Source organism: Blastococcus sp. SYSU D00922 (genome assembly GCF_054050495.1).
Genome location: NZ_JBJGZL010000001.1, coordinates 236,356 through 261,251, shown reverse-complemented (window position 1 = coordinate 261,251; position 24,896 = coordinate 236,356). Strand labels below are relative to the sequence as shown.

At 73.8% G+C, this 24,896-nt stretch carries 28 protein-coding genes; 16 read left to right on the top strand and 12 right to left on the bottom strand.

Annotated features, from left to right (window positions below):
* Positions 1-55 precede the first annotated feature (55 nt).
* The 6 genes from ACI78T_RS01330 to ACI78T_RS01305 form a co-directional block, all read right to left on the bottom strand.
* Positions 56-349 carry a DUF1416 domain-containing protein gene (locus ACI78T_RS01330; RefSeq protein WP_456556292.1) on the bottom strand — a complete coding sequence of 98 codons (294 nt, stop codon included), beginning with the start codon at positions 347-349 and terminating at the stop codon, positions 56-58.
* 9 nt (positions 350-358) lie between these two features.
* The gene (locus ACI78T_RS01325) at positions 359-1,186 is read right to left on the bottom strand and encodes a sulfurtransferase (RefSeq protein ID WP_456556291.1); all 828 of its coding nucleotides are present in this window, start codon (positions 1,184-1,186) and stop codon (positions 359-361) included.
* A 34-nt stretch (positions 1,187-1,220) separates the two neighbouring features.
* On the bottom strand, positions 1,221-1,652 hold the full coding sequence (locus ACI78T_RS01320) for a DUF4395 domain-containing protein (RefSeq protein WP_456556290.1): 432 nt from the start codon (positions 1,650-1,652) through the stop codon (positions 1,221-1,223).
* A 148-nt stretch (positions 1,653-1,800) separates the two neighbouring features.
* Positions 1,801-2,232: a TlpA family protein disulfide reductase gene (locus ACI78T_RS01315; protein WP_456556289.1), complete on the bottom strand. Its 432-nt coding sequence runs from the start codon at positions 2,230-2,232 to the stop codon at positions 1,801-1,803.
* A gap of 30 nt (positions 2,233-2,262) precedes the next feature.
* Positions 2,263-2,958 carry an LmeA family phospholipid-binding protein gene (locus tag ACI78T_RS01310; RefSeq protein WP_456556288.1) on the bottom strand — a complete coding sequence of 232 codons (696 nt, stop codon included), beginning with the start codon at positions 2,956-2,958 and terminating at the stop codon, positions 2,263-2,265.
* Positions 2,955-3,812, bottom strand: coding sequence for a hypothetical protein (locus ACI78T_RS01305; RefSeq protein WP_456556287.1), 858 nt, complete (start codon positions 3,810-3,812; stop codon positions 2,955-2,957). The genes ACI78T_RS01310 and ACI78T_RS01305 overlap by 4 nt, the downstream gene beginning before the upstream one ends.
* A gap of 175 nt (positions 3,813-3,987) precedes the next feature.
* On the opposite strand from ACI78T_RS01305, the gene ACI78T_RS01300 reads away from it, so the two are divergent.
* The 6 genes from ACI78T_RS01300 (at position 3,988) to pstB (ending at position 9,884) form a co-directional block, all read left to right on the top strand.
* On the top strand, positions 3,988-4,734 hold the full coding sequence (locus tag ACI78T_RS01300) for a winged helix-turn-helix domain-containing protein (RefSeq protein WP_456556286.1): 747 nt from the start codon (positions 3,988-3,990) through the stop codon (positions 4,732-4,734).
* A gap of 7 nt (positions 4,735-4,741) precedes the next feature.
* The gene (mshD, locus tag ACI78T_RS01295; RefSeq protein ID WP_456556285.1) at positions 4,742-5,632 is read left to right on the top strand and encodes a mycothiol synthase; all 891 of its coding nucleotides are present in this window, start codon (positions 4,742-4,744) and stop codon (positions 5,630-5,632) included.
* A gap of 188 nt (positions 5,633-5,820) precedes the next feature.
* Positions 5,821-6,933 carry a phosphate ABC transporter substrate-binding protein PstS gene (gene pstS, locus ACI78T_RS01290; protein WP_456556284.1) on the top strand — a complete coding sequence of 371 codons (1,113 nt, stop codon included), beginning with the start codon at positions 5,821-5,823 and terminating at the stop codon, positions 6,931-6,933.
* A 113-nt stretch (positions 6,934-7,046) separates the two neighbouring features.
* On the top strand, positions 7,047-8,000 hold the full coding sequence (gene pstC / locus ACI78T_RS01285) for a phosphate ABC transporter permease subunit PstC (protein ID WP_456556283.1): 954 nt from the start codon (positions 7,047-7,049) through the stop codon (positions 7,998-8,000).
* Positions 8,000-9,076 (top strand): phosphate ABC transporter permease PstA, encoded by a 1,077-nt coding sequence (gene pstA, locus ACI78T_RS01280; protein ID WP_456556282.1) that lies wholly within the window; start codon positions 8,000-8,002, stop codon positions 9,074-9,076. The genes pstC and pstA overlap by 1 nt, the downstream gene beginning before the upstream one ends.
* 28 nt (positions 9,077-9,104) lie before the next feature.
* Positions 9,105-9,884 (top strand): phosphate ABC transporter ATP-binding protein PstB, encoded by a 780-nt coding sequence (gene pstB / locus ACI78T_RS01275; RefSeq protein WP_456556281.1) that lies wholly within the window; start codon positions 9,105-9,107, stop codon positions 9,882-9,884.
* A gap of 269 nt (positions 9,885-10,153) precedes the next feature.
* On the opposite strand, the gene ACI78T_RS01270 is transcribed toward pstB, so the two are convergent.
* The gene (locus tag ACI78T_RS01270; RefSeq protein WP_456556280.1) at positions 10,154-12,067 is read right to left on the bottom strand and encodes an LCP family protein; all 1,914 of its coding nucleotides are present in this window, start codon (positions 12,065-12,067) and stop codon (positions 10,154-10,156) included.
* A gap of 183 nt (positions 12,068-12,250) precedes the next feature.
* Between ACI78T_RS01270 and ACI78T_RS01265 the strand changes: the two genes are divergently transcribed.
* Positions 12,251-13,057 carry a hypothetical protein gene (locus ACI78T_RS01265; protein WP_456556279.1) on the top strand — a complete coding sequence of 269 codons (807 nt, stop codon included), beginning with the start codon at positions 12,251-12,253 and terminating at the stop codon, positions 13,055-13,057.
* A 13-nt stretch (positions 13,058-13,070) separates the two neighbouring features.
* Here the strand turns inward: ACI78T_RS01265 and ACI78T_RS01260 are convergent, their stop codons facing one another.
* Both ACI78T_RS01260 and ACI78T_RS01255 read right to left on the bottom strand, forming a co-directional pair.
* Positions 13,071-13,529, bottom strand: a complete 459-nt coding sequence (locus ACI78T_RS01260; protein ID WP_456556278.1) for a DUF2795 domain-containing protein — start codon at positions 13,527-13,529, stop codon at positions 13,071-13,073.
* A 45-nt stretch (positions 13,530-13,574) separates the two neighbouring features.
* Positions 13,575-13,784, bottom strand: coding sequence for a DUF2945 domain-containing protein (locus tag ACI78T_RS01255; protein WP_456556277.1), 210 nt, complete (start codon positions 13,782-13,784; stop codon positions 13,575-13,577).
* A 301-nt stretch (positions 13,785-14,085) separates the two neighbouring features.
* Between ACI78T_RS01255 and ACI78T_RS01250 the strand changes: the two genes are divergently transcribed.
* The 8 genes from ACI78T_RS01250 to ACI78T_RS01215 all read left to right on the top strand — a co-directional run bounded on the left by ACI78T_RS01250 (position 14,086) and on the right by ACI78T_RS01215 (position 22,315).
* Positions 14,086-14,871, top strand: coding sequence for a siderophore-interacting protein (locus tag ACI78T_RS01250; RefSeq protein ID WP_456556276.1), 786 nt, complete (start codon positions 14,086-14,088; stop codon positions 14,869-14,871).
* A gap of 67 nt (positions 14,872-14,938) precedes the next feature.
* Positions 14,939-15,718: a response regulator transcription factor gene (locus tag ACI78T_RS01245; RefSeq protein ID WP_456556275.1), complete on the top strand. Its 780-nt coding sequence runs from the start codon at positions 14,939-14,941 to the stop codon at positions 15,716-15,718.
* Between the two features lie 65 nt (positions 15,719-15,783).
* Entirely contained in the window at positions 15,784-17,280 is a 1,497-nt protein-coding gene (locus tag ACI78T_RS01240; RefSeq protein ID WP_456556274.1) for a sensor histidine kinase, read from the top strand.
* Positions 17,281-17,301: 21 nt separating this feature from the next.
* Entirely contained in the window at positions 17,302-18,027 is a 726-nt protein-coding gene (locus tag ACI78T_RS01235; protein ID WP_456556273.1) for a PaaI family thioesterase, read from the top strand.
* Positions 18,024-18,758 carry an inositol monophosphatase family protein gene (locus tag ACI78T_RS01230; protein ID WP_456556272.1) on the top strand — a complete coding sequence of 245 codons (735 nt, stop codon included), beginning with the start codon at positions 18,024-18,026 and terminating at the stop codon, positions 18,756-18,758. Before ACI78T_RS01235 ends, ACI78T_RS01230 begins: the two co-directional genes overlap by 4 nt.
* Before the next feature lie 75 nt (positions 18,759-18,833).
* Positions 18,834-19,742: a sulfate adenylyltransferase subunit CysD gene (gene cysD / locus ACI78T_RS01225; protein WP_456556271.1), complete on the top strand. Its 909-nt coding sequence runs from the start codon at positions 18,834-18,836 to the stop codon at positions 19,740-19,742.
* Positions 19,742-21,067 (top strand): sulfate adenylyltransferase subunit 1, encoded by a 1,326-nt coding sequence (locus ACI78T_RS01220; RefSeq protein ID WP_456556270.1) that lies wholly within the window; start codon positions 19,742-19,744, stop codon positions 21,065-21,067. Before cysD ends, ACI78T_RS01220 begins: the two co-directional genes overlap by 1 nt.
* Before the next feature lie 3 nt (positions 21,068-21,070).
* On the top strand, positions 21,071-22,315 hold the full coding sequence (locus ACI78T_RS01215) for an MFS transporter (protein ID WP_456556269.1): 1,245 nt from the start codon (positions 21,071-21,073) through the stop codon (positions 22,313-22,315).
* Here ACI78T_RS01215 and ACI78T_RS01210 read toward each other — a convergent pair.
* From ACI78T_RS01210 to ACI78T_RS01200, 3 genes are all read right to left on the bottom strand, one after another.
* Positions 22,242-23,591 carry a cytochrome P450 gene (locus ACI78T_RS01210; RefSeq protein WP_456556268.1) on the bottom strand — a complete coding sequence of 450 codons (1,350 nt, stop codon included), beginning with the start codon at positions 23,589-23,591 and terminating at the stop codon, positions 22,242-22,244. The two genes, ACI78T_RS01215 and ACI78T_RS01210, sit on opposite strands and share 74 nt — an antisense overlap.
* 61 nt (positions 23,592-23,652) lie before the next feature.
* A complete protein-coding gene (locus ACI78T_RS01205) occupies positions 23,653-23,823 on the bottom strand; it encodes a hypothetical protein (RefSeq protein WP_456556267.1) in 171 nt (56 codons plus the stop codon).
* Between the two features lie 94 nt (positions 23,824-23,917).
* Entirely contained in the window at positions 23,918-24,307 is a 390-nt protein-coding gene (locus ACI78T_RS01200) for an ATP-binding protein (RefSeq protein ID WP_456556266.1), read from the bottom strand.
* A gap of 195 nt (positions 24,308-24,502) precedes the next feature.
* Between ACI78T_RS01200 and ACI78T_RS01195 the strand changes: the two genes are divergently transcribed.
* Complete coding sequence (locus tag ACI78T_RS01195) at positions 24,503-24,883, top strand: hypothetical protein (protein ID WP_456556265.1); 381 nt, start codon at positions 24,503-24,505, stop codon at positions 24,881-24,883.
* The last annotated feature ends 13 nt before the right edge of the window (positions 24,884-24,896 follow it).

Here is a 24,896-nt window from a genome sequence, read left to right as displayed (position 1 = left end):
AACGACGACGCCCGCCCTCCCCTGCGGGAGAGCGGGCGTCGCGCGACCTCGTGCGTCAGTCGATGACGATGGTGGTCTCGTTCAGGCCGACCTCGGCGGCGACGACCCGCTCGCCCTTGCCCACGGGAGCCAGGGAACGGACCTTCCACTCGCCGGGCGCGGCGAAGAACCGGAACTCACCCTCGGGGCTGGTGACGACCTCCGCGGTGAACTCGTCGGTCCCGTCCAGCAGCCGGACGTAGGCACCGGCCACCGGGGCGCCGTCGTGCCATACCTGACCCTGGATGACGGTCTGCGTGCTCAGGTCGATGCCGGCCAGGGCACCGCCCTGCTTCGGGGCTCCGCACATGTCAGCGACTCACTTCTCGATCGGGACGCCGACGAGCGAGCCGTACTCGACCCAGCTGCCGTCGTAGTTCTTGACGTCGTTCTTGCCGAGCAGCTCGCGCAGCACGAACCAGGTGTGGCTCGAGCGCTCGCCGATCCGGCAGTAGGCGATGGTCGGGCGGCTGTCGTCGAAGCCCTGCTCGGCGTAGAGCTTCTCGAGCTCCTCGTCGCTCTTGAACGTGCCGTCCTCGTTGGCCGCCTTGCTCCACGGGATGTTGATCGCGGTCGGGACGTGCCCACCGCGCTGCGACTGCTCCTGCGGCAGGTGCGCGGGCGCCAGGATCTTGCCGGAGAACTCGTCGGGCGAGCGGACGTCGACGATGTTCTTGGACCCGATCGAGGAGACGACCTCGTCGCGGAAGGCGCGGATCGAGAGGTCGGGGTCCTTGGCCGTGTACTGGGTGGCCGGGCGCTGGACGGCGTCCTTCGACAGCGGGCGCCCGTCGAGCTCCCACTTCTTGCGGCCGCCGTCGATCAGCTTGACGTTCTCGTGGCCGTAGAGCTTGAAGTACCAGTAGGCGTAGGCGGCGAACCAGTTGTTGTTGCCGCCGTAGAGGACGACGGTGTCGTCGTTGCTGATCCCGCGGGAGGACAGCAGCGCCTCGAAGGCCTCCTTGTTGACGAAGTCGCGGCGCAGCGGGTCCTGCAGGTCCTTCTTCCAGTCCAGCTTGACGGCACCCTCGAGGTGGCCGCCGTCGTAGGCGCTGGTGTCCTCGTCGACCTCGACGAAGACGAGGCCGGGGGTCCCGAGGTTCTCCTGGGCCCAGTCGGCGGTGACGAGCACGTCGTTGCGGCTCATGGTGGTTCCTCCGTTGATCGGTGTGTGCGGACGGTCAGGCGCGGGCCGGCAGGGCCCGCCGGGCGATCAGGTAGAGCTCGCAGCCCAGGCAGAACCCGGTGGCCGCGTTGAGCAGGGCCGCCACCAGCGCGAGGCCGGTGGCGACGGCGCCGAGCGCCGGCGCGCCCAGCAGGTAGCCGGCCGCGCCGACGACGGCGAAGACCAGGCCGACGACCTGGGCGAACCGCGGCGGGGCCTCCGGCTCCCGCTCGCGCACCGGGCCGAGCCGGGGCGCGACGAGCAGCCGGAAGAGGAGGCCGTACGGGGAGACGCGCAGGCCGGCCGCCGCACCGATCGCGAACACCACCGCCTGGGCGGCGACCACCCAGCCGTTGCCGGTGAGCAGCGCGACGGCGAGCACGACGGACGTGAGCGCCGCGGCGAACCGCGGGGCGCGCACGTCGACCTGACGGGACGGTGCAGTCATGGCAGAAGGGACCTTCGGACGGCGGACAGGGCGCGTCTGGACGGTCGGGACCGACCTCAGGGGGTCGGACAGAGGCAGCTGCCGACGCGGCACAGGTCGACTGTGCGGCGAGAGGTCAGCAGGGTGCCCACGGCGCGAGAGTAGCCGATCACGGGGTCGCCCCGACATGGGCGTCTACCAGGGCGGTGAGCTCAGCGGGTGCCGGCGCGCCGCTGCTGCGGCCGATCACGCGGCCCGCGCGGTCCAGGTAGAACAGCGTCGGCGTGCGGCGGACGTCCAGCTCGCGCACCTCGTCGAGGTGGCTCTCGGCGTCGACCTGGACGACCGCCAGGCCCGGTCGGGTGGCCTGCAGCTGCTGCAGCCGGGCCTTGGTCGCGCGGCAGGGTCCGCAGAAGGCGGTGGAGAACTGGACGACGGTGAGGTCGGCGTCGGCGGGCCGGGCCCCGAGCCGCTTGAACACGCCGCTCGAGGGCACCTCGTCGATCGTCCGCACCGCCCCGTTCCTCGTGCGCAGCCACCACGCCGCGACGGCGGTCACCGCCAGCGCGGCGACCAGCACGGCCGCTCCGATCCCGCTCATCCCCCGCACCAACCCCATCGGGCCGGTGGGCTATTCCGGGGCGCGCAGGACCGTGTCGGTCGCCTCGACGCGGACCACGACGCCGTCGTCCGCGACCGTCAGGCCGGTGAGCTGCAGCCCGAACGGCAGGGCGGGCACGGCGTACCGCAGGTCGAGCAGGTCGGCGACGCGGTCGACGAGGAACCCGGGGACGTCCATGCCGGCTCCGGACGCGTTCTCGACATCGACGACCACGGCGTCCCCGTCGAGCGTGACGGTGCCGGCGGCGGTGAGCGGGATGGTCCGCCCCAGCACCTCGACGGTCTTGGTGATCCGCAGGCCGTCCCCCTCCCGGCGCAGCGTCGTGTCGCCGCCGAGCTGGGCCGACAGGAGCTCGTAGGACAGCGTCGCCGTGCCGTCGATGCGCTCGACCGGCACCTCCTGGACGGTGCCCGAGAAGATGCTCGACAGCGGCACCTGCACTCCGCGCAGGACGACGTCGGCGCGGGTGCCCTCGGGCTGACCGAGCTGCTCGGCGGTGAGCGAGATGTGCACGTCGTCGTAGCGGCCCGCGACGGCCTGGGTCAGGAACGGGAAGCCGCGGGCGTCGACCTCGGGTGCGGCGGCCAGCCCCGCCTGCTCGACCAGCTGGTCGGCGACGTACCCCTCCGCCCACCGCTCGGTGAGCCGGTCGGCCACGAAGAGCAGGCCGACGACCAGGACGAGGACGACGAGCAGCGCCTTCACAGCACCGTCTGCAGCGCCAGTGCCACCGGGGCGCACGCCGCGAAGGGCAGCACGGCCTGGACGACCGACACCGCCCACGGCGACAGCGACGGGTCCAGCCGCGGGGCGTGGTCGGCGGGTTGCTCCTCGGCGGTGGCCTCCACGACGACGTAGCTGGCCACGAGCGCGACCAGGGCGGTGACACCGGCGAGGGCCGCGCCGAGGACCAGGGCCGGCACCGCGCCGGCGGTGCCGCCGAGGTTGCGGCCCAGGTAGGCCACGAGGGCGCCGGCGACGACGGAGAGCACCAGCCCGAGCAGGCCGCGGGGGACGCCCGTCGCCAGGTACGGCCGCGGCAGCACCAGGTCGACCAGGTGCCCGACCAGCAGCGCGACGCCGACCGCCAGCAGGGCGACGAGCGCGCGGTCGTGCCCTTCGTCGGTCCGGCCCAGCAGCAGGAGCGCGGCGAGGGCGGCCACCGCGGTCAGGAGCATCACCGCGCCGGCCAGGGAGGCGACCAGGGCCTCCCGGGGACGGCGGAACATCTGCTGCACCACGGCGACCAGGAAGCCCACCCCGAGGACGACGAGGAGGTCGCCCAGCTCCGGGCTCTCCGGCAGGACGAGGACGAGGTCGGCCGCCACCGCCGCCGCCGCACCGACGGCGAGCGACCCGGCGAACCCCTGGATGCCGGTCACGACCACCCAGGTCAGCACGAGCCCGAGCTGGAGCACCAGGACCGCGGCCAGCCGGCCGCGGTCGCCCCACAGCTCGGGCAGCCCGGCGACGAGGGCGACGGCGACCACCGTCAGCAGCGCCGGCTGGAGGTGGTGCACCCGCGCGGGGAGCGCGGACCGCATCGCCGAGGACGTCACCCCGGGATCGTCGCAGAAGCGCGCCCCGCGCTCCGTCCGACGAGCGGACGGGTGGGAAATCCGCTGCACCGGGCCCGACCGCGGTTCCGTCAGCTATCCTGCCCTCTCACCTCGACAGCGGCGTCGGAGGTCCGGGGACGGCGGCCGTCGTCCCACGGCACCGTGAGGAGACGACATGCGACTCGTGCTCATGACCGCCGCGCGTCAGGCGACGACCGAGGTGCTGCCCGCCCTCGGGCTGCTGGCCCACCAGGTGCGCGTGGTCGCCCCCGAGCTCTCCAGCCTGCTGGACGGCGACTCCGGTGACGTCGTCCTCGTCGACGCCCGCCACGACCTCATCCAGGCACGCACGCTCTGCGGCCTGCTCTCCTCCACCGGCGTTGCCGCCTCCCTCGTCGCGGTCCTCTCCGAGGGTGGCCTCGTCGCGCTCTCGGCCGACTGGGGCATCGACGACGTCCTGCTCGACACCGCCGGCCCGGCCGAGGTCGACGCCCGCCTGAAGTGGGCGACCGCCCGCCGGCTGGCCGCCAGCACGCCGGCCGACGGCGGCGACGGTGGCGTCACCCAGGCCGGCGAGCTCGTCATCGACGAGCACAGCTACTCGGCGAAGCTGCGCGGCCGCCCGCTCGACCTCACGTACAAGGAGTTCGAGCTCCTCAAGTACCTCGCCCAGCACCCGGGCCGGGTCTTCTCCCGCGCCCAGCTGCTGCAGGAGATCTGGGGCTACGACTACTTCGGCGGCACCCGCACCGTCGACGTCCACGTGCGACGCCTGCGCGCCAAGCTGGGCACGGAGCACGAGGCCCTGATCGGCACCGTCCGCAACGTCGGCTACAAGCTCGACCAGCAGGTGGCGGACGCGACGGCGAAGGCGGCCCAGGCGGCCACCTCCGACGACAGGGCCGACGCCGAGCTGGTCTGATGACGGGGTGAGCGATCCCGTCGACGTCCCCGAGGTCCTCGGCCTGCTGGACGCGGCAGCCGCGGCCGACGGCGTCCAGCCGCTGTCCGAGGACGCCCGGCTGCGGCTGCGGCACGGCTCCCCCGGCGGGCACGACCTGGCCGTCCGCACCGCCGACGGCGAGCTGGCGGGCTACGCCCGGCTGGACGACGGCGTCGCGGAGCTGGTCGTGCACCCTCGGCTGCGCCGGCGCGGGTTCGGCTCGGCCCTCCTCGACCGGGTGCTGGAGCTGACCGGCCCGGACCCGGTGAGCATCTGGGCGCACGGCGACCTGCCGGGCTCGGCGGAGCTCCTGGCCCCGCGCGGCTTCACCAGGGCCCGGGTGCTGCTGCAGATGCGCATGCCGCTGGCCGGGGTCGAGGCCGATCCGCGACCCGAGCTGCCCGGCGACGTGCACGTGGAGCCCTTCCGCCCCGGCCGGGACGAGGGCGCCTGGCTGCGGGTCAACGCGCGCGCCTTCGCCTGGCACCCCGAGCAGGGGCGGATGACCCGCGGCGACCTGGAGCTGCGGGAGGCCGAGCCGTGGTTCGACCCCGCGGGCTTCCTCATGGCGTGGCGGGGCGACCCCGACGACGGCGGGCAGCTGCTCGGCTCCCACTGGACCAAGGTCCACCCGCCGGGGGACGCCGGCGACGAGGCGGTCGGCGAGGTCTACGTGCTCGGCGTCGACCCGGAGGCACAGGGGATGCGCCTGGGCCGCGCCCTGACCGACCTCGGGCTCGCCCACCTGCGCGGCCGGGACCTCGCGGAGGTGCTCCTCTACGTGGAGGAGGGCAACACCGCTGCCGTCCGGCTGTACGAGGGCCGCGGTTTCCGCCGGTCCGCCGTCGACGTCTCCTGGCGGCTCGAGACCTCCTGAGGGGCCCTTCCGGACCCGGTTCACCCGGTGGACGTATGACGGCCGCCACACGTCGACCCAAGGATCGACGGCCGTTCACCCCTCGTTCACCGACTCACCGGTGTGCGGCCACCTCGGCTCCCTAACTTCCCCCTCGTCGGTCCAACGCTGCCCGGAAATCGTCCGGGCAAATGTCGAGAGGCACTGAGTTGAAGCTCAGCACCAAGACGCGCGCCACCACGCTCTCCGTGGCGCTCGCCAGCACCCTCGCGCTCACCGCGTGCGGCGCATCGAACGAGACGGACGCCGGAGGGAGCGGTGACGGCGGCTCGACGCAGGAGCTGAGCGGCGAGCTCGTCGGCGCGGGCGCGAGCAGCCAGCAGTCGGCCATGGAGGCCTGGCAGGCCGGCTTCCAGGGCGAGTTCCCCGATGTCCAGTTCAGCTACGACCCGGCCGGTTCCGGCGCGGGCCGCGAGCAGTTCATCGACGGCTCCGCCGACTTCGCCGGCTCGGACGCGGCGCTGGACGAGGAGGAGCTGGCCGCGGCGCAGGAGCGCTGCGCCGGTGGCGAGGTCTTCGAGCTGCCGAACTACATCTCGCCGATCGCCGTCATCTTCAACCTCGAGGGCGTCGACGAGCTGAACCTGACGCCGCAGACGATCGCCGGCATCTTCACCGGTGCCATCACCACGTGGAACGACCCGGCCATCGCCGAGGACAACCCCGACGCGACCCTGCCGGACACGGCGATCACCCCCGTGCACCGCGCCGACGACTCGGGCACCACGGACAACTTCACCGACTACCTGTTCCAGGCCGCCGGTGACGTGTGGACCTCCGAGCCGGACGGCGTGTGGCCGCTCGAGGGCGGCGAGGCCGCCAACGGCACCTCGGGTGTCGTCGAGGTCGTCACCAGCACCGCCGGTGCCGTGACCTACGCCGACGCCAGCCGCGCCGGCGACCTGGGTGTCGCCAACGTCGCCGTGGGCGAGGAGTTCGTCGCCCCCAGCGCCGAGGCCGCCGCGGCCGTCGTCGAGAACTCCCCGGCCGTCGAGGGTCGCGGCGAGTACGACTTCGCCATCGAGGTGAACCGCGAGACCGAGGGTTCCGGCGAGTACCCGATCGTCCTGGTCAGCTACCACATCGGTTGCATCGAGTACGACGACCAGGAGACCGCGGACAACGTCAAGGCCTTCATGAACTACGTGATCAGCGAGGACGGCCAGGCGGCCGCCTCGGAGAACGCCGGCAACGCCGAGATCTCCGACTCGCTGCGCGAGCAGGCCCAGGGCGCGGTCGACGCCATCACCGCCGCCGCCTGACACCCGCACGCCGCGATGGCCCGGGACGTCCGACGGACGTCCCGGGCCATCGCACCGCCCGCGACCGGGCACCAGCACCAGCACCAGCCACGAACGACTCTGACGGAGCAGCGGTGACCGCCACGAAGGCCCCGACCGAACCCCCGGTGAAGCAGGGCGCTGTGCGCCGCCCGGGCGACCGCATCTTCGCCGGCAGCGCCAAGGGCTCCGGCGTCTTCATCCTCGTCGTCCTCGCCGGGGTCGCCGCGTTCCTGATCAGCGAGGCCATCCCGGCGCTCACGGCCCCGTCGGAGGACATCCCCGGCGGCGAGGGGCTGGCGAGCTACATCGGCCCGCTGATCCTCGGCACCCTGCTCGGCGCCGTCCTGGCGCTGCTGGTCGCCACGCCGCTCGCCGTGGGCATCGCGCTCTACGTGACCTACTACGCGCCCCGCCGCATCGCGTCGGTCCTGGGGTACGTCATCGACCTGCTGGCGGCCATCCCCAGCGTCGTCTACGGCTTCTGGGGCCTGGCGGTCCTGGCGCCGCAGCTCGTGCCCTTCCACGTCTGGGCGGAGGACCACCTGGGCTGGCTGCCGTTCTTCGCCGGCCCGGCGTCGGCCAGCGGGCGCACGATGCTGACCGTCGGGCTCGTGCTCGGCGTCATGATCCTTCCGATCATCTCGGCCATCGCCCGCGAGGTGTTCGGGCAGGCCCCGGCGCTGCACCGCGAGGCGGCCCTCGCCCTCGGCGCGACCCGCTGGGAGATGATCCGGATGGCGGTGCTCCCCTACGGCAAGTCCGGCGTCATCGCCGGCGCGATGCTGGGCCTGGGCCGCGCGCTCGGCGAGACGATGGCCGTGGCGATCATCCTCTCCGGCGGCGCCGGGGCCACGGTCAACCTGATCAGCAACTCGAACCCGTCGACCATCGCGTCGAACATCGCGCTGCGCTTCCCCGAGGCCACCGGCGTGGGCGTCAACACCCTGATCGCCAGCGGGCTGGTGCTGTTCGTCATCACCCTCGCGGTCAACATGATCGCCCGGTGGATCGTCAACCGGCGCGCCGACTTCTCCGGAGCCAACTGATGAGCACCGCCACGCAGTCCGCGCCGGAGACCTCCGCGCCGCGGGGACCCGTCCGCGTCGAGCGGCGGCTCCCCCGCTTCTCCCCGCTCGGGCTCTACCTGGCCGGCATCGCCCTCGGTGCGGGGCTCTCGGCCCTCACCGGCTTCGCCGTCACCTCGACCGTCGTCTACGGCGTGGTCCTCGGGACGCTGGCGGTCTACGTCGCCTCCCGGGCCGTCGAAGGACGGCGCAAGTCCACCGACCGGCTGGTCACCTGCCTGGTGACCACGGCCTTCGGGATCGCGATGGTCCCGCTGGTGTCCCTGGTCTACACGGTCCTGGACAAGGGCCTCGCCCGGCTGGACGGCGACTTCTTCGCCATGTCGATGTTCCGGGTGGTCGGCGAGGGCGGCGGCGCGTACCACGCCATCGTCGGCACGGTGATCATCACGCTCCTGGCGACGCTGATCTCCGTCCCGATCGGGCTGATGACCGCCATCTACCTGGTCGAGTACGGCACCGGCCGGCTCAAGCGCGGCATCACCTTCTTCGTCGACGTCATGACGGGCATCCCGTCGATCGTCGCCGGCCTGTTCGCCTTCGCCCTCTTCACGCTGCTGTTCGGGAACGACTTCCGCGCGGGCGTGATGGGCGCCGTGGCCCTCTCGGTGCTGATGATCCCGGTGGTCGTCCGCTCCTGCGAGGAGGTCCTCAAGCTGGTGCCGAACGAGCTGCGCGAGGCCAGCTTCGCCCTGGGCGTCCCCAAGTGGCGCACGGTGGTCAAGGTCGTCCTGCCGACCGCGATCGCCGGCCTCGGCACCGGCGTCACGCTGGCCGTGGCCCGGGTCGTCGGTGAGACCGCGCCCCTGCTCATCACCGTCGGCCTGATCACCGGCACGAACCTCAACCCGTTCGACGGGCGCATGGCGACCCTGCCGGTGTTCGCCTACTACCAGCTGACCCAGCCGGGAACCGCGACCCAGGCGTTCATCGACCGGGCCTGGACGGCAGCGCTCGTACTCATCATCCTGGTCATGGCGCTCAACGTCGTCGCCCGCCTGATCAGCCGCTTCTTCGCTCCCAAGACCGGTCGCTGACCGACCGACTGACCCGGAGGACACGCACGTGGCCAAGCGCATCGAGGTCTCCGACCTCAACATCTACTACGGCAACTTCCTGGCCGTCGAGGGCGTCAACGTCTCCATCGAGCCGCGCAGCATCACCGCGCTGATCGGCCCCTCGGGCTGCGGGAAGTCGACCTTCCTCCGCTCGCTGAACCGGATGCACGAGGTGCTGCCCGGCGCCCGCGTGGAGGGCAAGGTCGTCATGGATGGCCAGGACCTCTACGGCGCCGACGTCGACCCGGTGAACGTGCGCCGCCAGATCGGCATGGTCTTCCAGCGGCCCAACCCGTTCCCGACGATGTCGATCTACGACAACGTCATCGCCGGCAACCGGCTGAACAACAAGCGGATGAAGAAGTCCGAGACCGACGACCTGGTCGAGAAGTCGCTGCGCGGCGCCAACCTCTGGAACGAGGTCAAGGATCGCCTCGACCGGCCCGGCTCGGGCCTGTCCGGCGGTCAGCAGCAGCGGCTGTGCATCGCCCGCGCCATCGCCGTCGAGCCCGACGTCCTGCTGATGGACGAGCCCTGCTCGGCGCTGGACCCCATCTCCACGCTGGCCATCGAGGACCTGATGACCGAGCTCAAGGAGCGGTTCACCATCGTCATCGTCACGCACAACATGCAGCAGGCGGCGCGGGTGAGCGAGTCCACCGGGTTCTTCAACCTCAACGGCGTGGGGCAGCCGGGCCGGCTGATCGAGTTCAACCCGACCGAGAAGATCTTCAGCAACCCCGACGAGAAGGCGACCGAGGACTACATCTCCGGCCGCTTCGGCTGATCGGGCCCGACCTCGTCGGGGTCGGGGGTGCGGAAGGGCGGTTCGCCTCGGGCGGGCCGCCCTTCGCCGTCGTCGGATCCGGGTGCCACGTCGGGCTCCTCGCCGCCGACGCCGAACCCCGGGGCCGGCTCGGGAGCACCCCGGCCCGGGTCCGCGGCGGGGATCCCCTCGTCCGCGGGATCTGCGCTGAAGGGCGGCGGCATCATCGACATGCCCCTCCCCTACCCCGTTCTCGTGGCTGCGGAGCGACCGCGGGGTGAACAGCTGCGTCAGCAGCTGACGGGGGTCTGCTCCGGTCCGGCCGCCGGGGTTGGCATCGTGTCCGCTGCCGGCGCCTCGGGGGCGGCGCCCACGGTCACCGGGACGACGGTCGAGTAGCCCGGCCCGATCACCAGCTGGACGGTGTCGCCGATCGAGTCGCTGGGCTGCAGCACCGCTCCCGGTACCGACGCCGCGACGGTGCGGGCCTGCTCCAGGACGTTCGGGCCGTAGCGGACGACGGTCTCGCTGACCGTCCCCGGCTCGTTGCCGACGGCGCCGACGACGAAGCCCTGGCCGCGCATCAGGTCGGCCACGGTCGCGGCCAGCCCGGTCGTCGCCGTCCCGTTCAGGACGTCGACGGCGATCGATGCCGGCGGCACCGTCAGCGCGGCGTCCGCGGGCGGAGCCTCCGGCGCGGGCGGCGCCTCCTCGGCGGGCGGCTCCTCGGCAGGCGGCGCCTCCTCGGGGCCGATCAGGAACTCCTCGGGCACCGAGGTGCCCTCGATGACGGCGTCGAACAGCGACCGGGTGCCCCTGCCGTCGAGGAGCACGTAGGCCTGGTCGGTCCCGGCCGGCACGTAGCCGACCTGGGCGACCGGGAGGCCGGCCCGCTGCACCGCGTCGCCGGACAGGTCGCCGAGGCTGCCGGCCAGCCCGCGGAGGTCACCGAGCGTCGTCTGCTCGTCGACTGTCAGCGCCTCGGCCGCGCGGTTGAGGAAGCGGTTCAGGGTCAGCGGGTCGACCAGGGTGCTGGTCGACATCGCCGCGCGCAGCGTGGAGGTCAGCAGCCGCTGGGCGCGCTCGGCGACCGCCGTCCCGGTGACGTCGGCGCCGCTGTCGCCCGGCTGCAGGTAACCGGCCGCGTCCTCGCCCGAGACCTCCGAGTAGCCGGCCGGGAGCGGCGCGGCCGCGGCCGCCGTGGCCTGGGAGGGGACGACGCAGACCGGTACCCCGCCCAGGGCGTCGACCATGCCGGGGAGATCGGCGAGGTCGACGCCGAGGTAGTGGTCGACGCGCAGGCCGGAGAGCTGCTGGACCGCCCGCACCATGCAGCTGGGGCCGCCTTCGAGCAGCGAGCTCGCGAACGCCTCCGTGGCGGGGCTGCGCAGATCGCCGTCGGGCGTCCGGCACGCCGGGGTGTCCACCAGCGCCGTCGGCGGGAAGCTCACGAGGACCGCCCGATCGCCCTCCGAGGAGACGGAGGCGAGCAGCGCGGCGACCGACGCCGTCCCGGTCTGACCCGGCACCCCGCTGCCGACCACGAGGTAGGTCTCGTCACCGGCCTGCAGCTGCGGCGCGAGGATCTCCGGGCCGTCGACGGCGAGGGCGTCGACCCGGTCGATCTTCTGGTCGACGTAGAAGTAGAGGCCCAGGTGGTAGAGGACGACGACGCCGAGGACGGCGGCCAGCGCCACCAGCGCCCGGGTGAGCCGCCGTCGTCCGGGGCTGGCCGGCGGGCGAGCCGGGCGCGCGCCACGGGGCCGGTCCGCCGGCTCGGGCGGCGGGAACAGGCCGGGCAGCGGGGGGATCGGGCCGCTGCGGCGGACGGGCCGGTTGTCGGGGTGCCAGTCGACCTGCGGGCGCGGGCCCGGAGGGACGGGCGGGAGGGCCGGCTGGGCCGCGGGGCGGGCGGCGCCGGGGACCGGGGGGAGGCCGCCCTGGCGGGCCGGAGGCGCCGCGGCACCGGGGACCGGCGGCAGTCCGGCGCGGACGGCGGGCGGCGGTTCCTCGGGTGCGCGGAGGACCGGCTCCTCGACCCGACGGGCGGCCCGGCGGCGGCCGACGCCGGTGTCCTGGCGGGACAGGAGCTGCTCGACGGTCAGCCCCCCCGGCTGCTCGCCGTCCCGGCTGCGGCGGCTGCGCCCGGGGCCGCCCCGGGGGACGCCGGAACCACCCGCGTCCCACGTCGGCTTGTCCCCCACCGGAGTCGACACCTTCTCGTCGTCGTCCCTGCCCCGTCACCGGCCCGCGACGGAGCCTCCTCCCGACGATACGGGGAGGGGAGCGGGGAGACCGCCGGACGCGCGGCACCGCGGGCCCCCGGACGGGCGAGGAAGTCCGCAACCGGATAGTGGGCGACCGGTTCCCTGCGTAGCGTGGTCGCGGTGAGACTGCCCTCGGTGCCCGGCCCCTCCGACCTCCTGAACGCCGTGGGCGGGGTGCGCGACGGGTTCACCGAGGCGCTCGACCTCGTCCCCCGGGTCGGGGCCGCCGTCGGCCGCATGGAGGAGCTGCTGGGCCGGGTGGCGACGCTGCTCGACCGCGTCGACGGGATCGTCGACCGCGCGGACGGGGCGATCACCCGTCTGGAGGCCACGCGGGCGCGCGCCGACGAGGCGATCGACGGCGTCGAGCGCATCCAGGCGAAGGCGGACGACGCCATCGAGGGCGTGGGGCGCACCCAGCAGAAGGCCGACGACGCCATCGAGGCGGTCGGCCGGACGCAGCAGAAGGCCGACGACGCGATCTCGGCGGTCGGGGAGACGCAGCAGAAGGCCGACGACGCGATCGAGCGGGTGGGCGGCACGACGTCCCGGGCGGACGCGATCGTCGACCGGACCGACGGGCTGGTCGGCCGGCTCGAGCCGCTCGTGAGCGACTACGAGCCGGTGCTCACCGCGCTCGCGCCGTCCCTGCGACGCCTCGCGGACTCCTTCGACCCGTCCGAGGTCGACGCGCTGATCACCCTCATCGACCGGCTGCCGCAGCTGGTGACCCACCTCGACGAGGACATCCTGCCGGTGCTGGAGACCCTCGGGACGGTGGGCACCGATGTGCACGACCTGGTCGACACCGTCCAGGACATGCGGCAGATCGTGAAGGGCTTCCCGGGCTCCCGCCTGTTCCGCCGCCGCGGTGCGGAGGAGATCGCGCAGGACGAGGCCCGGGAAGCCGCGGCCGACCAGGCCTGATCCCGCTGGGGCTTCAGCCCTCCTCGGCACCCGGCCCGGGACCGGTCTCGGTCGGGTAGCCGAGGGCGCGGACGACGTCGCCGATCCGCTCGTAGGTCTCGCCGTCGGGCAGCTTCTCCAGCTCGGCGGCGACGACGTCGGGCGCGCGGTGGTCGCGCGCGGCCTCGACCAGCTCGGGGCCGGTCGCCGGGAAGTCCGCGCGGTCCAGCCAGCGGGCCAGCTCGGCGCGGGCCACGACGGCGTCCTCGGTCATCCCGACGGGGACACCGCCCACGAGCGTCCCCGCCGGGTCGGCGGTGATGTCGGGGTCGCCCTCGGCGATCGGCTCGACCTCGCGCCACTCCTCGGACCGGGTGGCGTGCTCGGCCTTGAGCATCCCCTGGATCTCGTGCTCGAGCTCCTCGTCGACGCGGGGGCTGTGCTTCGTGCTGCGTGCGGACGCTCCGGCGAACTGGTCTCCGGCCTCGGTCACGGTGTCTCCTCGCTGTCAGGCCCGGACGACGCCGGGCCGGGTGGTTCAGTCCTCGTGCAGGGCGCCGGGCTTGTGCACCGCCGTCTTGCCGCTCTTGTCGCTCTTGACCTCGTACTGCGGCTCGTCCTCGCTGGCCTTCACCTTCCGGCCGGACGCCTCGGTCTCCTCGGTGATCTTCCGTTCGACGGTGCCCTCCACGCGGTTCCCGTGGCTGTTCCAGGTGACGTGGTCACCCTTCTTCAGGTCGTCGGCCATGACCGCTCCTCTCGCGTCCGGACCGTGCTGCCCCTGCCCTGCCCCCTGCCGCCGCCGCACACACATCGCCCTGGCGGAGCGCACGATCACCCGTTCGGGACGCGACCTCACCCCTAGGGGCCATGGCAGGGGCGCTTTCGTCACGTAGCGTCGACAGCGACGGACACCCGATGGACGTCCGCGCTGGTCCGGCGAGCGTTCTCGCTACCCAGCGTGACCCCGGGGACCGTCCTCGATCGCCGGCCCGGTCGACTCCATTCCCCCGGAGTCGGCCGGGTCGGCCCCTTTACGCTGGTGTGCCGTGTCCACCCCCCTCTCCCTCGACGGGCTGCGCGACGTCGACGTCCTGACGGTGGTCTCGGTCTCGGACGTGACCCCGTCGGTCCGGCGGGTGACGCTCTCCGGCAGCCCGGAGGCCGTCGCCGCCGCGGGCCCGACGGTGAACCTGCTGGTGCCGCGGGTCGACGACCCGGCGCCGCGGTGGCCCCGCATCCAGCGGGACGGCCGGATCGTCTGGCCCGAGGGCAGCCACGGGGTGGCGTTGCGCAGCTACACCGCCCGCCGCCAGGACCCGTCAGCAGGCCTGGTCGAGATCGACTTCGTGCTCCACGGCGACGGCCCCGCGGCCACCTGGGCGGCCGCCGCCCGGCCGGGCGCCCTGCTCGCCGTCGCCGGTGCGGCCTCGCTGGCCGAACGCCCCGCCGGCTGGTTGCTCCTGGCCGGGGACGAGACGGCGCTGCCCGCGATCAGCCGGCTGCTCGCCGCCGCGCCTCCGACGGCGACCGGCGTCGCCCTCCTCGAGGTGGCCGGGCCCGAGGAGGAGCAGCAGCTGGACGGGCCTCCGGGCATCGCCGTGCGGTGGCTGCACCGGGGCGGGACCCCGCCCGGCGAGAGCACGCTGCTCGCGGACGCCGTCGCGGCACTGGAGCGCCCCGAGGGGGACGACGTCTTCGCCTGGGTGGGCGCCGAGTCCGCCGCGGTGCGCACGATCCGCGCTGACCTGCGCGGTCGGTGGGGGCTCGGGCGGGCCCAGCACCACGCGATCGGGTACTGGCGGCGCGGCCGGGCGATGTCGCCCGCGGGGTGAGCCTCCCCCAGGGAGTTCACAGGTAGCGTCCAGACCGAACGCAGCGGGGGGAGCCACTCTCGGTGGCATGACGACGGCACCCGCTCGCCCGACCGGAGGACCCGTGGCCGGCACCTCGCAGTCTTCTGCTGGGACCACCCGCAGCACCCCGGAGGCCCGCCTCCTCGTCGTGGACGACGAGCCGAACATCCGCGAGCTGCTGTCCGCCAGCCTGCGCTACGCCGGGTTCGAGGTGGCCACCGCCGCGGACGGCCAGCAGGCGCTCGCACTGGCGGAGTCCTTCCGCCCCGACCTGCTCGTCCTCGACGTGATGATGCCCGGGCTGGACGGCTTCGGCGTCGTCCGCCGGCTGCGCCAGTCGGGCCGGCACACCCCGGTGCTGTTCCTGACCGCCCGGGACGGAGCCGAGGACAAGGTGTCCGGGCTGACCCTGGGCGGCGACGACTACGTGACCAAGCCGTTCAGCCTCGACGAGGTCGTCGCCCGCATCCGCGCCGTGCTGCGCCGCACCGCCGGCGCCCAGCAGGCGGCCGCCGAGGCGCCCCGGCTCACCTTCGCCGACATCGAACTGGACGAGGAGAGCCACGAGGTCATCAAGGCCGGCACGCTGATCAGCCTCTCCCCCACCGAGTTCAAGCTGCTGCGCTACCTGATGGCCAACGCCGGGCGGGTGCTGTCGAAGGCGCAGATCCTCGACCACGTGTGGAACTACGACTTCAACGGCGAGGCGAACGTCGTCGAGTCCTACATCTCCTACCTGCGCCGCAAGATCGACACGACGGAGCCGCGGCTGCTGCACACGATCCGGGGGGTCGGGTACACGCTCCGGCTGCCACGGGGCGCATGACGCCTCCTCCTCCCCCCGACGTGCGGGGTCCGCGGGTCCCGCTCCGGGTCACCCTCGTCGCGCTCATGCTCGTGCTCCTGAGCGCGGCGCTGCTCGCGACGGGGTTCGCCACCACGTCCCTGCTCAAGGGCTACCTCACCGGCCAGCAGGACGACGAGCTGAAGCTCAACGCCCGGAGCATCTCGGGCGACCCGCGGCGCGCCGCCGAGTTCTGCAGCGAGGGCACCCGGTACCCCTCCACCGACTTCGTGGGCTGCCTCGTCCCCGACGAGGGGCAGGTGCTCGTCTTCGCCGGCCCGCTGGACCGCCAGGGCGCGCTCCCGCGGTTCAGGGCCGACGTCGTGGACGACAAGGCCGGCGAGTACGGCCTGGAGGCAGATGCCCCGGAACCGTTCACCGTGCGCGCGCGGGACGGCAGCACGTCGTGGCGGATGGTGGCGGTGACCCTGCCGGACGGCAACGTCGCCCTGTTCGGCAGCGACCTCGAGGTCGACCAGAAGGCGATCTCCCGCCTGGTGCGGATCGAGCTGAGCGTCGGGGTGGCCGTGCTCGTCGTGCTCGGCGCGGCGGGGTACGTCATGGTCCGCAACAGCCTCCGCCCGCTGACCGAGGTCGAGCGGACCGCCCGGGCCATCGCGGCCGGCGACCTGTCGCAGCGCGTGCCGGCCGGCGACGAGCGCACCGAGGTCGGCAGGCTGTCGGCGGCGCTGAACGTGATGCTCGCCCGCATCGAGACCGCCTTCCACCTGCAGCAGGCCTCGGAGGAGGCAGCCCGCGGCTCCGAGCACCGCATGCGCCGCTTCGTCGCCGACGCCAGCCACGAGCTGCGCACGCCGCTGACGTCCATCCGGGGCTTCGCCGAGCTCTACCGGCAGGGCGCCGTCCGCAGCGAGGACGACGTCACGCGCCTCATGCAGCGGATCGAGGCCGAGGGCGCCCGCATGGGTCTGCTCGTCGAGGACCTCCTGCTCCTGGCCCGGCTCGACCAGCAGCGCCCGCTGACCTTCACCCCCGTCGACCTGGCCGAGGTGGCCGGCGACGCCGTCCACGACGCCAGGGCCGTGCAGCCGGACCGGCCGATCAGCCTGCACGTGGACGAGTCCCTGACCGAGATCCCCGTCCTCATGGGCGACGAGGGCCGGCTGCGGCAGGTGGTCGGGAACCTGGTGACCAACGCGCTGACCCACACGCCGCCGGACGCGCCCGTGACCGTCACCGTCGCCGAGGCGCCCGACGACCCCGACGTGCTGGTGCTCCGGGTCGCCGACCAGGGCCCCGGCATGGCGCCGGCCGACGCCGAGCGCGCGTTCGAGCGCTTCTACCGGGCGGAGGCCTCCCGCACCCGCGGGGAGGACACCACCGCCGAGGCGGGCGGCACGGGCCTCGGCCTGGCCATCGTCTCGTCACTGGTGGCGGCGCACGGGGGCTCGGTCGAGCTCGCCACCGCACCGGGTCAGGGCGCCACGTTCACCGTCCGGCTCCCCCGCTCCGGCCCGGCGGACATCGCGGCGGAGGCGGCCCCGCACGACGAGCGCGTCGGGGGCGGCGAGCAGCCCGGCTGAGCGCCCTGCCACGATCCGGACGTGACGACGGACGACAGCGCGACCATCCCCGACGCCGAACCGCTCGCGGCAGCGACCGACCTGGGGACAGCGCTGCGCGAGCTGATCGAGATCTCGGTGACCACGACCGTGGCCGCGGCCGAGGTGCGCGCCGCGGCCGAGCTGGTCCGCCAGGCGACGGAGCGGCTCGCGGTCGCCCGCCGGCCGGTCTCCCAGCTGCCGGCCCTGGACGACGTCGGGCAGGGCCGCCGCGTGTTCAACCCGGTGACCGGCATCGGCAGCGCGCTGGCACCGCCGCTGGTGGTCCGGCGCGACGGCGACGGCGTCGTCGCCGAGGTGACGCTCGGCGTGGCCTACGAGGGCCCGCCCAGCTTCGTGCACGGCGGCATGAGCGCGCTGTTCATGGACCAGCTGCTGGGCTCGGCCGCGGCCGCCGCCGGCCTCTGGGGAATGACCGCGCACCTGGAGCTCGACTACCGGGGGCCGCTGCCGCTGGAGACCCGGCTGGTCATGCGCGCCGGGGTCGCCGAGCAGTCCGGCCGGAAGTCGATCATCACGGGCACGATCGCGCTGGCCGACGACCCCGACACCGTCCTCGTGGAGGCGCGAGGCGTCTTCGTGATGCCGCGACCGGAGAAGGCGCAGGCGTACTTCGGCGCCATCACCGACGCGTCCGGGCAGCACCGGCCGCCGCGCCGGCCCGGCGACGCCACAGCTCTGGACGACACCGCCCTCGAGAACTCGTGACCGACATCGATGTCGCCGCCCGGGCGGCGCGGGCGGCCGGCGCCGTCCTGCTGGAGCTGCGGTCCGGGGACCTGTCCGGACGAGCCCTGGGCGACGCGGGCGACGCCGCGGCGCAGCGGGCGATCGCGGAGGTCCTGCGGACCGAACGCCCGGACGACGTCGTCTTCAGCGAGGAGGCCGCCGACGACCGGCGGCGCCTGGGCGCGGACCGGGTGTGGATCGTCGACCCCCTCGACGGCACCCGCGAGTACGGGGAACCGGGCCGGCACGACTGGGCGGTGCACGTCGCGCTCTGGTCGGGAGGCGCGCTGGGGGCGTCCGCCGTCGCCCTCCCCGGTCTGGACGAGGTGCTGCTGACCGAGCCGGCGCCCGCGGTCCCCGCACGGGCGGACGGACCGGTCCGGATCGCCGTGAGCCGCACCCGCCCGCCCGCGGAGGCCGACGCGGTCGCCGCCGCGCTGGACGGCGTCCTGGTGCCGCTCGGGTCCGCCGGCTACAAGACCGTCGCCGTCGTCCGGGGCGAGGTCGACGCCTACGTCCACGCCGGTGGCATGTACCAGTGGGACTCCGCCGCTCCGGTCGCGATCGCCGCGGCGGCGGGGCTCACCACCTGCCGGCTGGACGGCTCCCCGCTCGTCTACAACGAGCCCGATCCCTCCCTGCCCGACCTCGTCGTCTGCCGCCCGGAGCTGACCGAGCGGGTCCTGGCTGCGGTGCGCGCCGCGCGATAGCGGACACTGGACGGGAATCCGCACCAATCGCATGCGGTTGCTCGTCCTGATGTCGAACTCCCGGAGCCTGAGCGCATGAGCACGCCCGACTACCGGCTGAGCCAGCTGGAGACGCTGGAGGCCGAGTCCATCCACGTCATCCGGGAGGTCGTCGCCGAGCTCGAACGCCCGGTGCTGCTCTTCTCCGGCGGCAAGGACTCGATCGTCATGCTGGAGCTGGCCCGCAAGGCCTTCGCCCCGGCGCGCATCCCGTTCCCGGTCATGCACGTCGACACCGGCCTGAATTTCCCCGACGTGCTGGAGTTCCGCGACAAGCGGGTCGCCGAGCTCGGCGTCCAGCTGATCGTCGCCTCCGTCCCGGACGCGATCGCCGCCGGCACGGTCAAGGAGGAGCCCAACGGCTCCCGCAACCGGATCCAGACGCCGGTCCTGCTCGACGCCGTCGAGGAGCACGGCTTCACCGCGCTGTTCGGTGGCGCACGGCGCGACGAGGACAAGGCCCGCGCCAAGGAGCGGGTGTTCTCCTTCCGCGACGAGTTCGGCCAGTGGGACCCGAAGAACCAGCGGCCCGAGCTCTGGGACCTCTACAACGGCCGGATCCACCTCGGCGAGTCGATCCGCGTCTTCCCGCTGTCCAACTGGACCGAGCTCGACATCTGGCAGTACATCCTCCGCGAGGAGATCGAGATCCCGCCGCTGTACCTCGCGCAGGAGCGGGAGGTCGTCGAGCGGCAGGGGATGCTCTACGCGGTCAACGAGTTCATCCGCCCCAAGGACGGTGAGCAGGTCCGCAAGGAGACCGTGCGCTACCGCACCGTCGGCGACGCGAACCTGACCGCGGCGGTGCTGTCCGAGGCGACCACCGTCGAGGACGTCATCGCCGAGATCGCGGTGACCCGCATGACCGAGCGCGGCGCCACCCGCGGCGACGACAAGGTCAGCGACGCCGCCATGGAGGACCGGAAGAAGGAGGGCTATTTCTGATGAGCACCCACCCGTCCCTCCCCACGGCCGTTCCACTGCACTCCCCGGAAGCAGAGCACGCACACGACGTCGCCCTCGCCCGCAAGGACATCCTGCGGATCGCCACCGCCGGGTCCGTCGACGACGGCAAGAGCACGCTGATCGGCCGGCTGCTCTACGACAGCAAGGCGATCTTCGAGGACCAGTACGAGGCGGTCGAGCGCGCCAGCAAGGGCGACTACGTCGACCTGGCGCTGCTCACCGACGGGCTGCGCGCCGAGCGCGAGCAGGGCATCACCATCGACGTCGCCTACCGGTACTTCTCCACGCCGCGGCGCACGTTCATCCTCGCCGACACCCCCGGCCACGTGCAGTACACCCGGAACATGGTCACCGGCGCCTCGACCGCCGACCTGGCGATCGTGCTGGTCGACGCGCGCAAGGGGATGCTCGAGCAGAGCCGCCGGCACGCCTTCCTCGCCTCGCTGCTGCGGGTGCCGCACCTCGTCGTCGCGGTCAACAAGATGGACCTCGTCGACTGGTCGGAGGAGGTCTTCGAGGGCATCCGCGACGAGTTCAGCGCCTTCGCCAGCAAGTTGAACGTGCCCGACCTGACCGTCGTCCCGATCTCGGCGCTGCACGGCGACAACGTCGTCACGCACTCGCAGAACACCCCCTGGTACGAGGGGACGACGCTGCTGCACCACCTCGAGCACGTGCACGTGGCCAGCGACCGCAACCTGGTCGACACCCGGTTCCCCGTGCAGTACGTGATCCGGCCGCAGTCCGACGCCTTCCACGACTACCGCGGCTACGCGGGCACCGTCGCCAGCGGCGTCCTGCGCCCCGGCGACGAGGTGCAGGTCCTGCCCAGCGGGCTCACCACGACGATCGCCGGCATCGACGGCCCCCGCGGGCCGGTCGACGAGGCGTTCCCGCCCATGGCGGTCACCGTCCGGCTCGCCGACGACGTCGACGTCTCCCGGGGCGACCTCATCTGCCGGCCGGCCAACGCCCCGCAGGCCACCCAGGACGTCGACGCGCTGGTGTGCTGGATGGCCGACGAGCCGCTCCGCCCCCGGCAGCGGCTGGCGATCAAGCACACCACCCGGACCGTGCGCGGGATGGTCAAGGAGCTCGCGTACCGGCTCGACGTCAACACGCTGCACCGCGACCCCGACGCCACCGAGCTCGGGCTCAACGACATCGGCCGGGTGCGGCTGCGCGCCACCCAGCCGCTGTTCGTCGACGACTACACCCGGAACCGCGCGACCGGCCGGTTCATCCTGATCGACGAGGCGACCAACGCCACGGTCGGCGCCGGGATGCTCACCCCCGCCGGCTGACGGGTGAGCCGTACCCGCGTCGCGAGCGTCCTCCTCGTCGCGGCGATCGTCGCGGTCGCGCTCAACCAGCGCCCGGCCGTGGTCGCCGTGGCACCGATCCTCGGGGAGCTGCGGTCCGACACCGGGCTGTCGTCGGCGATGGCCGGCCTGCTGACCACGCTGCCGGTGCTGTGCTTCGGCGCCTTCGCCCCCGTCGCGCCGCGCCTGGCCCGCCGGATCGGGCTGGAGACCGCGGTCGGGCTCTCGCTGGGCCTCCTCGTCGCCGGCATCGCCCTGCGGCTGCTCTCGCCCGTCGCGACGTTGTTCGCCGGCAGCCTGCTCGCCGGAGCGGCCATCGCGCTGGCCAACGTGCTGCTGCCGGCCTACGTCAAGCGCGAGTTCCGGCGCCCCGGCGCGGTCATGGGTCTCTACTCGGCCTCGCTGAACATCGGCGCCGCGGCCGGCGCGGCGCTCACGATCCCGCTGGCGGGAGCTCTCGGCGTCGACTGGCGCTGGGCGCTCGGGACCTGGCTGGTCCTCGCCCTCGCGGCGCTCGCCCTCTGGCTGCCGGTCGCCGGGACAGGCCGCGACCGCCGCGTGAGCGGGCCGCTGCCCGAGGGCCAGGGCTCGTGGTCCCTGCTGCGCCAGCCACTGGCCCGCCAGGTGACCGCCTACATCGGCCTGCAGAGCGTGCAGTTCTACTCGGTCGCCGCCTGGCTGCCCACCCTGCTCGCCGACGCGGGCGTCCCGGCGGGCGAGGGCGGGCTGCTGCTCGGGCTGGCCAACGTCGTCGGCGCCGTCGGCGCGCTGCTGGCCCCCGCGCAGGCGGGCCGGATGCGCACCCAGCGGCCGCTGGTCCTCGCCGTCGCGCTCGCCTACGTGGTGGGCCTGGGCGGCCTGCTGGCCGATCCGGACGGCGCCACCCTGGTCTGGGTGGCCGCGTTCGGCCTGGCGCAGGGCGCCGGCTTCGCCCTGGCGCTGACCCTCATCGTGCTGCGCAGCCCCACCCCGCTGGTCGCCGCCCGGCTCGGCGGCGTCGCGCAGTGCCTCGGCTACCTGCTGGCCGCGCTGGGGCCGCTGGTCCTGGGTGCGCTGCACGACGCGACGCACGGCTGGTCGTGGCCGCTCGCGCTGCTGCTCGCCGTGCTGCTGCCCATGACGTGGGCCGGCTGGGGCGCCGCCCGCGCGGCGGTGCTCAGCGGAGCACCACCGGCAGGTGCTCGAACCCCCGCAGCGTCTGCAGATCCCGTCGCACCGGCCGGCCGCTGACCCGCAGCGCGGGGAACCGCTCGCTCAGCGCCCGCAGGCCGACGACGCCCTCCAGCCGGGCCAGGCCCGCACCCACGCAGTAGTGGATGCCGGCGGAGAAGGCGAGGTGCTCGCGGGCGTTGGCCCGGCCGACGTCGAAGCGGCCGGGCGCCGGGAAGACGTCGGGGTCGCGGTTGGCCGCACCCAGCAGGACCGTCACCCGCGTGCCCGGCCGGACCTCGCGGCCGGCGAGGGCGACCGGCTCCTTCGCCGACCGGCCGGTGATCTGCACCGGGCTGTCGAACCGCAGGATCTCCTCCACGGCCCCGTCCCAGCCCGACGGCGCGGCGCGCAGGGCGTCCCACTGCTCGCGGTGGCCGTCGAGCAGCACGACGCCGTTGCCGAGCAGGTTCACCGTGGTCTCGAAGCCGGCGCCGAGCAGGAGCATCACCGTGGCGTGCAGCTCGCGCTCGGTGAGCGCCTCGTCGTCCGGGAGCCCGACCAGCCGGCTGACCAGGTCCTCGCCGGGGTCGCGGCGCAGCCGGGCGAAGTGCTCGCGGAGGAAGGCGTGCATGGCGCGCAGCGCGCGCTCGGCGGCCACGTACCTCCGGAAGGACAGCCCCGGGTCGAGGGTGGCGGCGGCCGCGGCGCCCCAGCGGAGGAAGTCCTCGCGGCGCTCGGTCGGTACACCCAGCAGGTCGGCGATCACCAGCACGGGCAGCTGCGCGGCGTAGGTCTCGACGAGGTCGACCTCGCCGCTCCGGAGCTCCAGGGCGTCGAGCAGGGCGTCGGCGGTCCGCTGGACCACCGGCTCGAACGCGGCGGTGGCCCGCGGCGTGAACGCGCGGCTCACCAGCCGGCGGAAGCGCGTGTGGTCGGGCGGGTCGACGACCAGCATCGACGGCGGCTCGGCCACGCCCGTCGCGTCCAGCTCGTCGCCGAAGCGCAGGGCCCAGCGGATCAGCCGGGGCGCCTGCGAGCGGTCCCAGCCGACGCCGAAGCGCTCGGACCTCAGGATCTCCGAGGCGACGGCGTGCGACGGGGTGACCAGCCCGATGCTGCCGGGGGACAGCGGGCCGCGGGCGCGCAGCTCCTCGTACAGCATGTACGGCTCGTCCCGCACGGAGCTGTCGCGCAGCAGCCGGCCCACCAGGTCCCCGCGCCGCGCCCCGCGTTCGAGGAAGACGGCGGGCAGGCCGTGCCGCACACCCCAGCGGACCACGGTCCGGGCGGGGCTCAGGGCGGGCCGCAGCGCTCCCGCGAGGGGGTTCACGGTCGTGGACGTGTCCGTGGTCACGTCCGCAGTCTGTCAGTGCGGACGCCGCCCGGCCGCTGCCGGCCGGACGGCGTCCCGGGCCTCAGGCCTCGTCGGTCGGGGCCGGCGCCTCGCTCGGGTCGCCGTTCCAGTCCTTGCCGGCCGTGTCGGCGTTCTCGGACGCGCTGTCGGTCTGGCCGGCGACGGTCTCGACCATCTCCTCGTCGGAGAGGCCCTCGCCTGCCGCCTGGGTGTGGCTGCTGGGCTCGCTCATGTGCGTCGTCCCTTCGGGTCGCTGACGTGTGCTCCCGACAGCCCTCCCCGATGACGCTCCGCGGCAAACCAGCAGGCCCGTCACACGCGCCGGGTCAGCGGACGGGCGGGCGGAGCTCGAACCAGACGCGCTTGCCACCCCGGTGGTCCTCGGCGCCCCACCGGTCGGCGATCGCCTGGACCATGCGCATCCCGCGGCCTCGGGAGCGTTCGGTCGAGAGCTCGCGCACCACCGGCCGCACCGACGAGCCGTCGGCCACCGCGATGCGCAGCCAGTCGTCGGAGACCTCCAGCTCCAGGGACAGGTTCGCCTCGCCACCGACGTGGTCCACGACGTTCGACACCAGCTCCGTGACCAGCAGGGCGGCGTCCTCGCGGTCGTGCGGGACGTCCCAGACGCGCAGCAGCTCGAGCACCAGGTGCCGGGCCGCGGGCACGCTGGCGGCTGTCGGCGGGAGGTCGACGGAGGCGGTGCGGCTGGACACGGAGCGGTTCCCGATCTGCTGGAGGGACGGAGGCATCCGCGCTGACACGATTCCGTTGCGCACAACCTAAGCGCTCTCCCGTGGGGGCGCAAGACCCCTTGCGCGCACGGCGTGTTGCACGGCACGGCCGTTGCCTGCAACACCCGTGACACTCCGGTAGTGTGCAACCTGGTTGCGGCCTACGAGAGGGATTCCGTGAGCGCAGAGGTGGACACCGCCCCATCCCGCGACGAAGCCGGCGCTGCACTCGAGGACCTCGTCGTCGAGCTCGACCGCTGCATCGACGAGCTCGTGCAGGCTCGCGCCCGCGCCGACACCCTGCTGCGGGAGCGCCGGTCGGGCCGGGCCTGGCTGGAGATCGTCACGGGCGAGGCGCGCCCCCTGGTCGTCGAGCGCATCTCCACGGTGCTGGCGACCCTGTCCGCCGCCGGGCACACCTGGCGGCGGGAGCAGGCCGCGGCACTCCGGGCCGAGCAGGTGAGCATCAACCGCATCGCCGCGCTGTTCGGCGTCACCCGGCAGCGCATCTCGGCGCTGCTCCGGGAGGACGGCCCTGAGGAGGCGGTCGACGCCTAGGCGATGAGCTGGT

Bases quoted from the DNA above. Each gene is read 5' to 3' on its own strand.
- cysD (WP_456556271.1), top strand. From the start codon at position 18,834: ATGAGCACGCCCGACTACCGGCTGAGCCAGCTGGAGACGCTGGAGGCC.
- ACI78T_RS01220 (WP_456556270.1), top strand. From the start codon at position 19,742: ATGAGCACCCACCCGTCCCTCCCCACGGCCGTTCCACTGCACTCCCCG.
- pstA (WP_456556282.1), top strand. From the start codon at position 8,000: ATGAGCACCGCCACGCAGTCCGCGCCGGAGACCTCCGCGCCGCGGGGA.
- ACI78T_RS01320 (WP_456556290.1), bottom strand. From the start codon at position 1,652: ATGACTGCACCGTCCCGTCAGGTCGACGTGCGCGCCCCGCGGTTCGCC.
- ACI78T_RS01330 (WP_456556292.1), bottom strand. From the start codon at position 349: ATGTGCGGAGCCCCGAAGCAGGGCGGTGCCCTGGCCGGCATCGACCTG.
- ACI78T_RS01205 (WP_456556267.1), bottom strand. From the start codon at position 23,823: ATGAGCGAGCCCAGCAGCCACACCCAGGCGGCAGGCGAGGGCCTCTCC.
- ACI78T_RS01255 (WP_456556277.1), bottom strand. From the start codon at position 13,784: ATGGCCGACGACCTGAAGAAGGGTGACCACGTCACCTGGAACAGCCAC.
- ACI78T_RS01325 (WP_456556291.1), bottom strand. From the start codon at position 1,186: ATGAGCCGCAACGACGTGCTCGTCACCGCCGACTGGGCCCAGGAGAAC.
- ACI78T_RS01300 (WP_456556286.1), top strand. From the start codon at position 3,988: ATGCGACTCGTGCTCATGACCGCCGCGCGTCAGGCGACGACCGAGGTG.
- ACI78T_RS01315 (WP_456556289.1), bottom strand. From the start codon at position 2,232: ATGAGCGGGATCGGAGCGGCCGTGCTGGTCGCCGCGCTGGCGGTGACC.
- ACI78T_RS01240 (WP_456556274.1), top strand. From the start codon at position 15,784: ATGCTCGTGCTCCTGAGCGCGGCGCTGCTCGCGACGGGGTTCGCCACC.
- ACI78T_RS01245 (WP_456556275.1), top strand. From the start codon at position 14,939: ATGACGACGGCACCCGCTCGCCCGACCGGAGGACCCGTGGCCGGCACC.